Here is a 14,134-nt window from a genome sequence, read left to right as displayed (position 1 = left end):
AGCTTACAGTCAGAAGTATTTCAAATCCATCAAGATTTTTCCCACCCGGCGGGGTGCGCCGCAGGGGCAAACACCAGCTGTGCCAAATGCGCACCAAATTCAGAGGCTGATCCATATGGAAAAGGCATCAGGCGAGGGAGTTTTTGCACCCAGGGGCTTTGGTGCGTACCTGACCTTAGGCAGAGCCTGGCTAGATTGGGGAAAAGGCGAAGGTGTCCTATACGGAAGGATAGGAGACTATCCGCAGGCGCTGATGAGCGAGCAGCGCAGATGTGGCATGTTCCGAGGTTCTAAGCGAATCCATAGGTCGTTGAGATCTGCCTCGCATCAGGAGAGAAACAGGAATGACCCCTCTGAAGAACAAAATGATCCTGGCCGTCGCTGGTGCACTGATAGCGTTTGGTGGCGCCATGGCAGGCAGCGGCGCGCAGGCTGACTCGGCGTCGACGGCTGCAGCTACAGCGCAACCGGTTGAGGCGCAAGGCGAGGTTCTGCTCACTTTGGATCTCAATGGGGACGAAACTCATCTGACGCTGCAGGATTTAGAGGCGCTTGGCGCCGAGAGCTTTGAAACCGCGACGATTTGGACCACGGGGCCACAACAGTTTACCGGTGTTTCGCTGGCGACACTGGTTGCGGGGCTCTCTGTTTCCTCCGGGACGCTTGAGGCGCGGGCCGTCAACGAATACTCTGTGGAAATACCCCTGAGCGATGCGGTCCAGGGCGGTCCAATCGTCGCCTATCAGCGCAATGGCAAGACAATGTCTTTGCGCAGCAAGGGGCCTTTGTGGCTGGTCTACCCCTATGACAGCAATCCGGCCTATCGCACAGAAGCGGTCTATTCCCGCAGTATCTGGCAATTGGACAGCCTGACGTTGAAACCGGCGGCTGAATGATCCAAGACACGGCGCAGACCCAGAGCCGGGAAATGGCTGTTGAAGACGTCGCCGTGAAAAAACACGACCAGAGGTCCGGTGACGACCGCCGGAGCGGCCTGCGTGTCGGCAGTTTGCCGCGCCTTTTATCAATGCCGATGCTGGTTCTGGCCCTGATCATGCTGCCGCTTCTCACGCTGAAATCCGTGCAGATTGGCCATGAGGTTATTGACCGGCTTGAGGGGCTTTCGACGGCGGCCACGGATAATATGCAATGGGTGTTGTCGCAGGCTGAGGTTGACCACCTGAAGCTGCAGGCCGCCGTAGGCGCGGCGTCCGAGACCGGGGGTCTGCCTCGGCTGCGGCGTCAATTTGACATCTATTACAGTCGCATCGACACTTTTGTTGAGGGCCCCCTGTTTGCGGGTCTTCGGGCCTCTGGCTCGGGCGGACGCTTACTGAAGCGACTGCAGGAACGTCTGGAAACGCTGGTGGTGCTGATTGATGTCGATGACGCTCAACTGGTGAACAATCGCGACAAAATCCTGGCCGAGCTGCAGGTAAATGGCGAGGATGTACGGGAACTGGCGCTGCTGGGCGTGGTGATCCAGGTCGAAGACACCGAGAGCAAGCGCCTGGAGCTGTTCAATATTTTATGGCAGCTGGCCCTGGTGGTTCTGGCCTTGTTTGTCGCATTGGCGATCACGGCGTTGCTGATGGGCTGGATGTACCGCCTCGGGCGGATCATGGCCAAGGAGCGCAGCAAGGCGGCCTCACGTCTGGAGGCCATGATCTCGTCCTCGCTGGATGCCATTCTCATGGTGAATCAAGAGGGGCGTATTCTGGCCTTTAACGGCGCTGCCGAAGCGATTTTTGGCCACAGCCGCGAAGAGGCAATCGGGGCCACTATGGAAGAGCTGATCATACCGCCGCATCTGCGTGACGCGCACAGGGCCGGGATGCGGCGGTTCCTGAAAACCTCGGTCCCGCGGGTGGCGGGCCAGGGACGGATACAGCTAGAGGCGATGCGCAAATCGGGAGAGATCTTTCCGGTTGAGGTTTCCATTTCAATCAGCAGCAGCCAGACCGATCTGGGTTTTGTCGGCTTTATTCGCGACATCTCTGAACGGGTGGCTGCCGAAGAAGAGCTGCGCCGTGCCCGTGATGACGCGCTGGCGGGAGAGCGGGCCAAGGCAAATATGCTCACGGTGATGAGCCATGAAATGCGGACGCCTCTTACGGGCGTGCTGGGCGCAATTGACCTGTTGCAAAACACCGGTCCAAACGCCGAACAAAGCCGCTATCTGAATGCGATGCAGATCTCTGGAGATTTGCTGTTACACCATGTGAATGATGTGTTGCAGCTGTCCAGCCTTGAGGCGGGGATGGCGCCGGAGAACCTGCGCACGTTTAATCTGCGTGACCTGATGACCGGCCTGGTCGAAAGCCAGCAAGCGAATTCGAGAAGTCGTGGCAATGTTCTGACCCTGGAGTACAATATTCAGGGCTCGGACCTGGTTGCAGGCCGCCCGCGCGCGCTGCAACAAGCGCTGCTCAATCTGATCGGCAATGCGATTAAGTTTACCCGGGATGGGGCGGTTATGGTGGATGTCCTGCGCAGCTCCACGGCGGATCAGATCGAATTTCACGTCTCGGACACTGGCGAGGGCATTGATACCAAAGATCTAAAACGGATCTTGAGGATTTCATCACTCTGGATTCCAGTTTTGGCCGTGGCAGCGAAGGCACCGGTCTTGGCCTGGCCATCACCCGGCGCATCGTTGAGGCCCTGGGAGGCACCATCACCTGTGAAAGCGAGCTGGGGGACGGCAGTCTGTTCTCTCTCATCCTGCCACTGCCGACAGCCCAGGCCGCACCGACCTCGGTTTGTGCTGCTGAACCTGCGCTCATCCCGTCTGTCCGGCTCTTGGTGGTTGAAGACAACGATATCAACCGCGAACTGCTGCAGCAGATCTTGCAGCAGCAAGGCCATCAGGTCACGGTGGCCTCGGGCGGCGCCGAGGCGGTTGAAATCTGCAGGCAGCAGGCTTTTGATCTCATCCTGATGGATATCAGCAGACTGAAGTGGACGGAATCGAGGCAATCCGGCGCATTCGTTTGGCGGGTCTGGCCGAAGGGGGCGATATTGTCGCCCTCACGGCCCACACAGCACCCGAGGACCACGCGCGGATCCTGAAAGCCGGCTTTGCAGAGGTCGCCACCAAACCGATCACCGGCCACGAACTCGCGGCGCTGATCGCCCGCCGCGCCGGGACATCTGACACTGCGCAGGCTGCTGTGGAGGCCTTGGATATTGAGCAGTTTTTCGAAGCCCTCGGCGCCGAGCGCGCCTGCAGTTTCTTGCAGGCCTTTGTCAGCGAAGTAGATGGTTTTGTTATTGACCTGAAGGCAGCCTCGACGCTGACAGATGCGCATCGCAAAGAGGCGCATCGTCTTGCGGGCTCTGCTGCGGTTTTAGGTTTGACCGTACTGCGCCCGGCATTGATCGCGATTGAGGTCCAGCCCGAGACAGATGCGGTTTCTGCCCTGGCGCATCTTGAGGGGCATTGGCAGCGCGCCAGGGCGCTGGTTTTACGCCATATTTCGAAATCTAAAGTGAACTGAACCTGTGGGCTGGGGGCTGCGCGTCGCCTAGGACCACGGGGCAGGCGGCCAGTTTCGTGGTTCTGTGCATCCTTAAACCGCCCTGCCAGGTGCCCGGCAAAAAGGCTGCTTGCGTCATTTTCACGCTGCGGCGGACTCGACAAATCATCACCATCTTGTTACAGGGCGGGTTCAAGCAAATAATTGCACCTATTTCTGAGAAGGCTGGCGAAAACCATATGCAGGTTAGTGTTCGCGACAACAATGTCGATCAAGCCCTTCGGGCTTTGAAGAAAAAACTACAGCGCGAAGGCGTGTTTCGTGAAATGAAGCTTAAGCAACATTTCGAGAAACCCTCCGAGAAGAAAGCGCGTAACAAAGCTGAAGCGATCCGTCGCGCTCGCAAATTGGCGCGTAAAAAGCTCGAACGCGAAGGGTGATGTAAGCCTTCCCGGATGTAGGTTATTCCGGTTGCATCGACGCGTTTTGAAACCCCCTCGGCTCTTTGGCAGCGGGGGTTTTTTGCATTGTTTGGATCGTGGTAAGGCGATCATGTTGATAGCGATCTTGTTGAACCTGCCTGTGGCCCTCCGCATGGTTTCTGACCTTTCCCTGCAAGGCGCGACGGAAGATTTGCGCCCCAGCTTGCGTAGAGCCAACTTGCTCAGAGCCAGCTTGCTCAGAGCCAGCTTGCTCAGAGACGGTGCGCGCGATGTGCTTCGGGCAGGCTGATGAGCAGAAGCAGGGCTGCGGCAAGCACAAACAGCCAATACCCGACAAGCCCGTGCAACAGCGCGCCGCATATACCTCCAAATGCAAAGCAGGTGAGGGTGAGGCTATGAAGCCTGAGTTTCGGACGTGCCGCCTGGCGCACATCATGGTCTGCGAGTAGTGCCGCCAGCTCTATCCCGATGTCGGTCATGGCGACCGACACATGGGTCGTCCTCACCCGCGCCTGCGATATCATTGTGGTGACGGCATTCTGAAGCCCCATGACAAAACTCAGGACGATGACCAAATATGTCTCTTGGGGATGGTCAGGTGAGAAGGCGAGGGCCGCGCCCAACAGTAAAAGGATGATCGCCTCACCCGCGATTGCCAGCGCGTAGACAGACCGCACCTGTTTTCGTTCTCCGACCCGTATGGCAAGAGCAGCAATGGCTGCGCCTAAAATGAAGGCGACAACCAATCCAGCAAAGGAGAGCGCCACGAGAAACGCGCCATGTTCCAGGTGGTCCGCAAAGGCAGAAATGTTGCCGGTCATGTTTGCAGTAAAGGATCCGGCAATCAGGAACCCCACGGCGTTTAGCGCCCCTGCAATAGAGGACAGTAAACCTGCCAGAACAAGGTCAATACTTGCGGTGCGCTCATCGCCAACTCTGATCAGCATCTCCGGGCCTTTTTGGTGGTGTTTTGCGAAGGATACCTTTCCCGCAGAGGCTTCGCAAAGCCGTTTTCAACAGCTGTCCTACGGGTCGTTTGCGCAGGGTTCCAGCCGCTCTGTTCCAGGGCTGAAGCCGAAGGCCTGCGTGGAGCTTTAGGGGCAACTCTGCAGGAGAAGTCAGAAATAACCTGTTGATATACAGAGATTTTAGACGAGGAAGCCCAGTTTGCAAACTGGGCAACAGATACCTATTGCAAACGGCAGGCAGCAGGTCACAGCCATTTCAACTGCCTGAAGACGATGAACAATATGACCCCGATCAGAACCGAGCCAACTGAAACCGCCCAAAACCCGTAGTCGGCCTCGACGCCGGGCATACCGCCGACATTGATCCCGAACAAGCCGGTCAAAAAGCCAAGGGGCAGGAAGATCGCGGCGACGATGGACAGCACATAGCTGTTGCGGCCCAGTGCAGACATGTGCAGCATATCAAGGTGATCCTGCACCGCCTGCAGACGATCCGATGTCGCCTCAAGCTCTTCCATTACGCGAACGGTCTGGTTGGCTGTGTCGAGCAAGAGACTGGCAGAGTGCGGCTCCAGTGGCCAAACCTGCCCCCCCGCAAGTTCTGCAATCGCTTCGGTTTGAGGCCGCACGAAACGTCGCAATTTGATGACGCTCTGCCTGAGGCCAGCCAGCTCGGACGCCAGGGCCTTGCTGGGCGACAGGGCGTGTTCTTCAAAGGTGTCCGTCTCCTCGACCAGGGTAAGGGTGACTTTTGAGATCCGCTTGGTCGGCCCATGGGCAAGTTCAGCCATAAAAGCAGTGACAGTGCTGGGGCCTTTGCCCGTCAGCATTTTTTGCCTGATCGCATCGACGGCCCAAACTTTGCGAACGCGGGCGCTGATGATCAGCCCTTCGGTGATCCATAGCCGAACGGACACCATATCGTCAGCCTCTGCGCCGGGGTTCATATTCACCCCGCGTAGGTTTAGGATCAAACCCTCCTCTAAGGGGTCGCATCTTGGGCGTGTTTCTGACTCGATCAGCGCTTTGACAACGGTCATCGGCACCTGACGCGTCAACCAGGCCTCAAATTCAGGCTCGCCCACAGCAAAGTGCAGCCGAATGTATCTGTCAGGTTTTACGAGGCTTTGTAGGTCAGCCGGCAGTGTGATCGGCTGTGGGATGCCGTCGCTGGAGACAGCAAAGGCGCAGATTGGATTGGGGCCATCGTCCGGCATGTTATGTCCTTTGCAGGCAGGATCAACAGGGAGCAGTGCCTGATACCTACAGCATTTTCAGATCGTGAGCACAAGAAACGCATCGTACCCGCCTGCTTTTGGCGGATGTGAAGCGGCGGTCAAAACTGCGGGTGTCGACGCCGTTGTATTCAGCTTCATATGCCCTGTGGCAACTCACGTGGCAGCTCTCGTGGCACCTGTTTCTATGATGCCTATGCGTTCCAGATCAGCAAGAAAGGGCGACGCGCCCGGCCTTTCAGCTCAGCCTCTTGCGGCACCGCGCGTTTTTCACATAAACATAGCCGCAACACGCGCTCGTTATGTCGCGCGCGCTCCGGTATAGCGACCGGCGAAATCTCTGCCAAAAGAAAGTTTAGTGCCGTGGTCATGTCACCCAAACCGCCCCTTCTTGCTGTCCTGATCGACGCAGACAACATCTCTGCCAAACACGCTGAGGTCATGTTCGAAGAGATCGCGTCTCTGGGGGAGGCGAGCATTCGCCGCATCTATGGGGATTTCTCCGGCACGGGCGCGCAGGGCTGGACCAAGGAAAAGCTGGCGGCCCTCGCCATCGTCCCACACCAGCAGTTCGCCAATACCACTGGCAAGAATGCCTCGGATATTGCTCTGGTGATTGATGCTATGGATATTTTGCATTCCGGTCGCTTCGACGGCTTTGTGCTGATTTCGTCCGACAGTGATTTCACCCGTTTGGCCAGCCGCATACGGGAACAGGGGGTTGACGTTTTTGGCATGGGGATGCGCAAAACGCCGGCCGCTTTTGTAAAAGCCTGCAAGCGGTTCATCTATGTCGAGAACCTGATCTCGGAGCCGGTAAAAGCAAAACCGAAACCAAAGCGCCAAAAAGAAGAGCAAACGGTTGGAGCGCAAGACCAGTTGGAAGATCCAACCAAACTGGTGAAGCGCGCGATGGATTCGATCAATTCGGAGGACGAATGGTTCACGCTGGGGCAAATTGGTCAGTATATTGCTGCTGCGGTTCCCGACTTTGACACCCGCAGCTATGGCAAACGCAAACTGAGTGACCTGATCGCCTCGCTGAAAATCTTTGAAACGAAACAGGGGGAAGGCAACCAAATTCTGGTGCGCCGGATTGACTAGTTTCCGGACAGGCCCGTACCCAGACAGGCCCGTAACCAGACAGGCCAGTAACCAGACAGGCCCGTAACCAGACAGCCAATTAACCAGACAGGCCGACAACCAGACAGATCAGCGACCAAACTGACCTGTTGCTGGCCACGCGGCCCTTGTTCACGACGCCTTGCTGTGCCGCTAAAGGAGCGGCACCTCTGCTTGGTCGCCGCGGCAGGCGCGCTCCGTGCTGCAGTGGCAGGGCTCGCGGCGCTGCACAGGCGCGTTTAAGGCAAAATATCCGTGCTTGCTGACCTGAATTGCGCCATTCCCTCCCTGTCATTCCTCGCCGCATGGCTTAAAGGAAGGGGAACCTTAAGGAGACTGAACCATGGGACCTTCACTGAGCCTGCTTGAACGGGTTGCGACGGCGCAAGAAACGGCAAAGACGTCAGAGGCGCGCATTGCAGAGATTTTGCACCATATGGAGGGGCAGGATGCGTCCAGCGCCCTGACGCAGGAGCTGCGGGCCGCGACTGTGTCTCTTGAAACATTGGCGGCTGATACCTTCTCGGTGTTTGAATCGCGGATGCAGCATCATTTTAAGCGCGGCCCTTTTTCGCGAAAACTGAAGGCACGGCTTTTGGAGGCCCAAAAAACCGACCTCGCCGAGAGGGTTCATCACTATTACCTCGCGGTCAACGTGTTGAAGCATGGCAAAGGCGCCAGCTATCGCGAGTTGCTCAAGACACCGGAGGCTCCGTTTGTGGTGAAACCCTCTGAGGACACCATTACCGATGAGGCGGACAAAGCCGCAGGTCTTGTTGATGTCACTGTGCCGGGATTTTTTGACGGCTTGAGTGCAACGCTTCGTGAGGCCTATCACTTCCTGGAAGGTGAAAAATCCTCATAGGATTTGGATCTTGAAGGGGTGTTGTTTGGGGGTCTTGTTTTGCAGCTAAATCTTGAGCAGTCTCCACCCAGAGCAGCGGTTCAACTGACAGCTCTCTTTTGCGACTCTCTCTGCGTCTTTCGCTGCGATCTTGTTTTTGCCAGGGCAGTGGTGCCAGCTGCGTAGCCGTCTCCTCTACGCAGCGGTATTTCTCAGCCAGGCAAAGTGAACACCACCAAAAACGCCGCTTGGGTGAAGCAAGGCTTTTATGGTGGCGCGTCCTAGCCTGTCCTGTCCTGTCCTGGGCAGGCGGTTTCTAGTGATACGAATGAGGCCCGTTTGCGGCGGCCTGGGCCTCTGGGGAGCTCCAGACCGGGTCTGATGCAGGCGGCAGGCTGTCGTCATCCTGCAGCTGAGACGAACGCAGCTCCCACGCCGGGTTCACCCAGACAGGGGCGTGATCCGCACTCTCGGCACTGTCGGCGCGGGATGGGGTTTCGTGTACAGAGAGGCTCAGCTGCGACGCATCATGCTGCGCGGTAACTGTCAAACGATCGCCTGGTTTTGCTGCTTTTGGGCTGTCGAGCAGGAAGGCTGTACGACCCCAATGCCCGCCGGAATTCAATCCATTTGTCACCTGAATGCCGGGCGCCAGCACCATTGTGAAACTGACCAAGACCGCATGAATGCTGCCCGCGCCGGTACAGCTGAGGTCTGTTGTTGTGCGTGCCGGATTGATGTTTGGCCGGGTGAAATCAAACTGAAACAGCTCTGTTGCCGGGCCCAAAACCCGAAACGCACAGGCTTTGAAATCGTTCGGTGTCAACTGAGCGATGCCTGCAAAGCGATGAAAGGCACTCAGATCAAAGCCCTCCACCTCTTGTGGCCGCCACATATCCATCAGTTTGCCGCTTTCTACGGGGTGCGCCATCAGTGTGCCGCGTTCAGGGATCGCCCGGGCCTGCGGTTTGGCAAGCGCCGACATTGCATGGGTCAGGGTGGCAAGCGCACCTTCTCCGAGCAAAACGGTATCGACGATTTCTGAAATTACAACATCTGCCGCCTCGGGGATGTCGACGCCAACAACAATCGTATGCGACCATTTCGGGATGACGGTAATGCGGTCACTCAGACCGTTTTGCGCAATGACGCGCTCTGCCGCCTGCGCGATCAGGGGCTGCTGCTCGCAGGTGTAGACATGTTTTGCACCGGCGCGGGCCGCCAGCATTGCTGTCAAACCAGCGCCGCAACCGATATCGAGGACCACGTCACCGGGTTTTACCTTTGTTGCAATGGCCTCTGCGTAGGCGCTATTGCGGGCCCGGTCTGCGAGCATTGGGAAATGCCAGCGGGGCACGAATGTCTGATGCAGCCGCTCCTGCAACAACTGCGCTTCGTGGTGGTGGGGATCTATCGTCAGGGCGTCCGAGAGAAGCTGGGACGTTCGAATGCCGCCATCACCCAGGGGTTCGGATTTTGCCAGACAGACCAGCCTTTCTGCGTCCTGGGGGTCTTGCTGACGATGTTCTTGAGACAGAGCAGGCGATTGATTTTCAGGCAACTTTTAATTTCCCATATTTGAAGCAAATGCGATTGTTTGGCATATTCCTCATTCGCAGCTAATAAATGGTAAAGTCAGGCGTGGGCTATGGACTTTGGTTTGCGGGCTGTCTCTCTCGCGGCTGGTGTGCCGTAGCAGCGCAGACCTGCACTCTGTTCAATACGCTTAGCGCCACCCGACCGCCATTGCGGAAATGGTTGAGGCGGGCAGACCCCCGAATGGGGTGGATCTCGCGTTGGCAGCGCAGGCACAGGAGGCGTTTGAATTTCACCTCGCTGGATTTGATGAGGATGGGCAGGCATTGCCATTGCCAGGCTCCGCACCCGGTAAAAATCATTGCGGTGGCCACAAATATCCCGCAAGCGGTTCTCTTGGCGGCTAGCTTGCAAAGAGTGGAAAACAGCCAGCTCTGATAGTCAAGCCCGAGTGAAAACCGGGCTTTTCTTTGGCGTTTCCCTTTCTTGTTGAAGCGGGAAGGGGGCAACGGTCCAAAGCATGCGTAGTTGGGCTGACCCTGATTTGAGCTCGAGATCCCGATAAGACCACAGGCTGACTGTGAACAAGGGAGAACGACGATGGAATATTTGCCGGACTTGATGTGTCCTTGCGATCTTGTGAGCCATGCATTGCTGATACGCACGATGGCAGGATCGCAGATCAAATCGTGGCGGATGCGTTTAATGCGGACGAAAGGGTGACGCCGCGCGGTTGTCGCTGTTGCCAGAAAACTTGCTGTTCTGCTGCACCGCATGTGGACTGATGGCACTGAATTCCGTTCAGAGAAGGTGGGGGGCATAAGGTGGGGGCATAATGTAGCCACCCAACGCCCAAGCCCACACGCGACGTTTGCCCGACCAACATGCTTTGCACTTTGGCGCCACCCTATGCGACGTTCCGAGCCAGATGCGAAACATTTAGGCTCCCAGGTTCGTTTTGGCGGAGGGAGCAGAGGTGCGCAACCGGGGCGAGCAATTGATCAGACAGTCGATGATATCTGCACTCAGGGCTATTTCGGTTTCAGAAAAAGCTCATTTTGGCTCTGAACTGTTTGCCTGCGGCCGATGCCATTGCGTCGGCCGCAGGCAGGTTGAATGTTAGCTCAAAATCTCATCCAGGCCGCCAACGACCACGGTGACAGTGGCCTGATCAAAGCCACCGTTTCCATCGGAAATGGTATAGGAAAATGTGTCTTCCATAACCTCATTGGCCTCCAAGGCCTGAATGGCATCCGCCGCGGTTGGATCATAGGTGATCAAACCACTGTCTGCGTCATAGGAGAGGCTGGCGCCATTTTCGCTTACGGCGCCGTCCAGCGAGAAGACAAAGGCATCGCCATCAACATCCGTATCATTTGCCAACACCTCCGACGCCTGGAGCGTGGCAATACTATCCTCCATCGCAAAGGGCAGATCGACTGCTTCACCCGATAGTTCAAAAATCTGGGCCTTGACCTCGCGGGTGTCATTCTCATCAGTGTACCAATTGACGACGAAGCGGCCATCATTGAGGAGGGCAACAGAGCTTATGGTTTGAAAACCGTCCTCCCCCTCATTGACAACAATACTGTCCGTCACCGGGGTTCCATCCGCAGTGAAGACCTGAGCAAAGACGCCGCTTTTCGAGGAGTCCGCCCCTGTCCAGGTCACAACAAATTGGTCCGCAGACAACCAGGTTACATCACCATTGGCGGCAAAACCGGTGGTGCCTGTCACAACATGGTCCAGGAATGTGAATTCTTCTGAAGCTGCAGTGCCATCGGGGTTGAAAACCCTTCCGACCAAACTCAGTTCCGTGCCCAGACCAAGGGAGGTTTCTTGCCAAGTGACAACAAAGGATCCGTCTTCATTGGCAGAAACCTGGACATTCATCAGGTCCACCCAATTTCCATCTATCGTTCGCGAGGCGATTTCAAGATTGGTCACCACTTCTCTACCAGAATTGTCGAAAATTCCAGCCTGAACAATGGTTGTTTTTTGTCCTCCTTCAGTGGAACGCGTGGTCCAAAAGGTGATGAAGCCACCATTTTCGAGCGCCTCAACAGTTACGTCCTGCAGGTATCCTCCGGCGAGCAAGTCATCTCGCCCCATTGATATTGGCCTCCCGACCTGCACGCCCTGTGGGGAGTAAATCGTGCCGCCAATTTCGGAGTTCCCCTTGTAACTACCTGATGAGTATGTGCTGCCAAAAGACGTGACCAGGATATTGCCGTTGCTCAACCCGACGACTCTGAAGGTGGTAAAATCATTCCCCTCCCAATTCACCAGGGCGATTTCGTCGGTTCGGGGAGAGCCATCGGCATTGAAAATCCGCAATGTTGTATGAGTATCCAAACCGGGACGTTTCCAACCGTCCGTTAGCCAGGTGACAGCAAAACCGCCATCCTCAAGTTCGGTTAACTCAAAATTGTTCTGCGGTCCATATTCGTCTGAATTGGCGAAAAAAGGTGTGCGAACATCATTTCCATCCGCATCCACAATGCGAACCCTAATTCCAGAAAGGTGATCATCATACTCTTCCCAAGCGAAAATTGAGCCGCCGTCCTTGCGCGCGATAACCTTTGGATCATGAAGCAGAAAACTCGTCTCCTCATTTGAAATCGTGATCTCGCCGCTTCCCTCGATGGTGGCAAAGCCTGCGCGCGTCCCTGTCAAACGATCATCCTGTGCATTGGGGGCGGTGTTCGCAGCTTCGTCTGCGCCGCCGACCGTCAAAGTGACCGTTGCCGTGTCGGTGTTGCCTGCGGCATCTGTCAGAGTGTAGGTGAATGTGTCCTCAAGGCTGTCGCCCTGCGCCAGGGCCTGAATGTCATCCGCCGCCGTGGGATCATAGGTGACCAAACCGGTGTCTGCATCATAGGAGAGGCTGGCCCCATTGGCGCTTTGGTCCCCGTTGAGGGAGAAAACCAGGTTCTGTGCGTTAGTAAATTCATCATTTTCAAGGAGTTGCGCGACGTCAATTTCAACCCTATGGTCTTCGTCGGTGTCGTTGTCGCCAAAGGGGTGGCCCTCAAAATCATATATCCTCCCGGCGATATCACTGTCACTGGACCGTGTGCCATCCATCGATTCCCAGGTGATCATGAAGCTTTCATTATCCAGTACAACGATATCAACCGCATGCTGACTTTCAGCGATCTGCTCGTTTACCAGAAAGACTTCCGTAGCAGGGGTACCATCAGCATTGTAAATTCTGGCAAAGACATCATGGTAGTAAATGCCCTCGCCCGGGTAGTTGGTCCAGGCGACAACAAACTGTCCATTGGGCAGGAACTCAACCTGGTTCACCAGTCCAAAATGAACGGGGCCATCCGCTGCCGCCACGTCAAATTCATCGATTGCAACCGAGCCATCGGCGTTGAAAACAGCAGCCCGGATAAAGGAGTCTCCATCGTTGCCGGTACCATCCCGGTGCTTCCAGGTGACCACAAAGCGCCCATCGTCATGTACCGAGACAGAGGAGTATGCATCGCTGCCGGTCAGGGTCTCGGAATTGACCTGAAACTCTGGGACAACTTCAGCCCCAGCCTCATCAAAGATGCGGGCTCTGACCGTTCCTCCTGCAGTCCATGTGGCCACAAAGCCCCCGTCGGGAAGCGCCGAAATCTCTGGTTCCAATAGAAACCCATCCGGATCTTCATCCAGGGAAAACGGTTCTGCGATACGGTTTCCCGATTGATCAAAAATCGAAACCTGCAAGTCGTACCCGTCAATTCCACTGTTCGTCCAGGAAACTGCAAATGAGCCGTCTTCGAGTGTTTCTATTTCGGGGTAGAGACGCGCGTCCACATCAAAGGCATCGGAGGCCGCAAATTCGTCCCCCTTTGGGATCCCGTCAGCATTGTACACCCGTGCCATCACCACGTAGCCTTGGTCGCCTAATTCGGCATCGTCCTCTTGCCACGTTTCCCAGGCGACAACAAAATCCCCATTTGGGAAGGTAAGATACAACTGCGCTCATTCCCAGAACACCCAGATCACTAGGGGTGCTTACCTGAAACTCACTGACGACAACATTGCCTTCAGCATCAAGAATGGTGCATCGAATTCCTTGGTCTTCGTTACTTGCTGGCCCTTGGGCATCCCAGACAACTATCGCGCCTCCAGTGCCGGTCGCCGCCGTAGAAGGTAAATTATTCCACCGCGCATCACCGGTTTCGATGTTGAATTCGTCACCTGCGACGTAGCCTGGCTGGGATGTCCCACCAGCAGAGCCTAAACGGTCGTCATTTGCGACCGGGCCGCTGTCGCTGGCTTGGCCTGTCACGGAGAGGGTGACGGTTGCGGTAGCTGTGTTGCCGTTTGCGTCGGTCACCGTATAGGTAAAGCTGTCGCTGAAGACTTCTCCGGCGGCGAGGTGCTGCAGGGCGTCGTCGGCGTTATAGGTGATACTCACCCCATCAAACGTCAGCGCCAGTCCGGCGGCACTGGTTGCGGCGACCTCATAGCTGGCGGTGCCAGTTCCCATCTCATAAGCAGTTCATAG

Annotated in this window: 11 protein-coding genes and 1 pseudogene; 7 read left to right on the top strand and 5 right to left on the bottom strand. The window is 56.3% G+C overall.

The features are described from left to right. Positions 1-344: 344 nt before the first annotated feature. The 5 genes and pseudogenes from B4968_RS21125 (at position 345) to rpsU (ending at position 3,919) form a co-directional block, all read left to right on the top strand. Positions 345-896 carry a putative pterin-binding protein gene (locus tag B4968_RS21125; protein ID WP_241525907.1) on the top strand — a complete coding sequence of 184 codons (552 nt, stop codon included), beginning with the start codon at positions 345-347 and terminating at the stop codon, positions 894-896. Further along, a pseudogene (locus B4968_RS25945) lies at positions 893-2,515 on the top strand (PAS domain S-box protein); the annotation flags it as partial. The gene B4968_RS21125 and the pseudogene B4968_RS25945, both read left to right, overlap by 4 nt. Before the next feature lie 68 nt (positions 2,516-2,583). Then, positions 2,584-3,072, top strand: coding sequence for a response regulator (locus B4968_RS25425; protein ID WP_338153326.1), 489 nt, complete (start codon positions 2,584-2,586; stop codon positions 3,070-3,072). Then, positions 2,961-3,500 carry a response regulator gene (locus B4968_RS24945; protein ID WP_241525906.1) on the top strand — a complete coding sequence of 180 codons (540 nt, stop codon included), beginning with the start codon at positions 2,961-2,963 and terminating at the stop codon, positions 3,498-3,500. The genes B4968_RS25425 and B4968_RS24945 overlap by 112 nt, the downstream gene beginning before the upstream one ends. Positions 3,501-3,718: 218 nt before the next feature. Then, on the top strand, positions 3,719-3,919 hold the full coding sequence (gene rpsU, locus B4968_RS21115) for a 30S ribosomal protein S21 (protein ID WP_083101223.1): 201 nt from the start codon (positions 3,719-3,721) through the stop codon (positions 3,917-3,919). A 254-nt stretch (positions 3,920-4,173) separates the two neighbouring features. On the opposite strand, the gene B4968_RS21110 is transcribed toward rpsU, so the two are convergent. After that, complete coding sequence (locus tag B4968_RS21110) at positions 4,174-4,869, bottom strand: YoaK family protein (protein WP_083101198.1); 696 nt, start codon at positions 4,867-4,869, stop codon at positions 4,174-4,176. Positions 4,870-5,135: 266 nt separating this feature from the next. After that, positions 5,136-6,107 (bottom strand): zinc transporter ZntB, encoded by a 972-nt coding sequence (locus B4968_RS21105; RefSeq protein WP_083101197.1) that lies wholly within the window; start codon positions 6,105-6,107, stop codon positions 5,136-5,138. A gap of 387 nt (positions 6,108-6,494) precedes the next feature. Between B4968_RS21105 and B4968_RS21100 the strand changes: the two genes are divergently transcribed. Both B4968_RS21100 and B4968_RS21095 read left to right on the top strand, forming a co-directional pair. After that, positions 6,495-7,229, top strand: a complete 735-nt coding sequence (locus tag B4968_RS21100; protein ID WP_083101222.1) for an NYN domain-containing protein — start codon at positions 6,495-6,497, stop codon at positions 7,227-7,229. Between the two features lie 361 nt (positions 7,230-7,590). Continuing rightward, on the top strand, positions 7,591-8,112 hold the full coding sequence (locus tag B4968_RS21095) for a hypothetical protein (protein ID WP_083101196.1): 522 nt from the start codon (positions 7,591-7,593) through the stop codon (positions 8,110-8,112). 295 nt (positions 8,113-8,407) lie between these two features. Here B4968_RS21095 and B4968_RS21090 read toward each other — a convergent pair whose 3' ends face one another. The 3 genes from B4968_RS21090 to B4968_RS21070 all read right to left on the bottom strand — a co-directional run bounded on the left by B4968_RS21090 (position 8,408) and on the right by B4968_RS21070 (position 14,116). Next, entirely contained in the window at positions 8,408-9,652 is a 1,245-nt protein-coding gene (locus tag B4968_RS21090) for a class I SAM-dependent methyltransferase (RefSeq protein ID WP_083101195.1), read from the bottom strand. A gap of 1,094 nt (positions 9,653-10,746) precedes the next feature. Continuing rightward, the gene (locus B4968_RS21075; RefSeq protein WP_083101193.1) at positions 10,747-13,506 is read right to left on the bottom strand and encodes a cadherin-like domain-containing protein; all 2,760 of its coding nucleotides are present in this window, start codon (positions 13,504-13,506) and stop codon (positions 10,747-10,749) included. Continuing rightward, complete coding sequence (locus B4968_RS21070; RefSeq protein ID WP_083101192.1) at positions 13,484-14,116, bottom strand: Ig-like domain-containing protein; 633 nt, start codon at positions 14,114-14,116, stop codon at positions 13,484-13,486. The genes B4968_RS21075 and B4968_RS21070 overlap by 23 nt, the downstream gene beginning before the upstream one ends. Between the last annotated feature and the right edge of the window lie 18 nt (positions 14,117-14,134).

Origin of the sequence: Pseudophaeobacter leonis, from assembly GCF_002087335.1 — a bacterium.
GTDB lineage: Bacteria > Pseudomonadota > Alphaproteobacteria > Rhodobacterales > Rhodobacteraceae > Pseudophaeobacter > Pseudophaeobacter leonis.
Note: the sequence above shows the minus strand (reverse complement) of the source record. Positions and strands in the feature narration are given on the sequence as shown.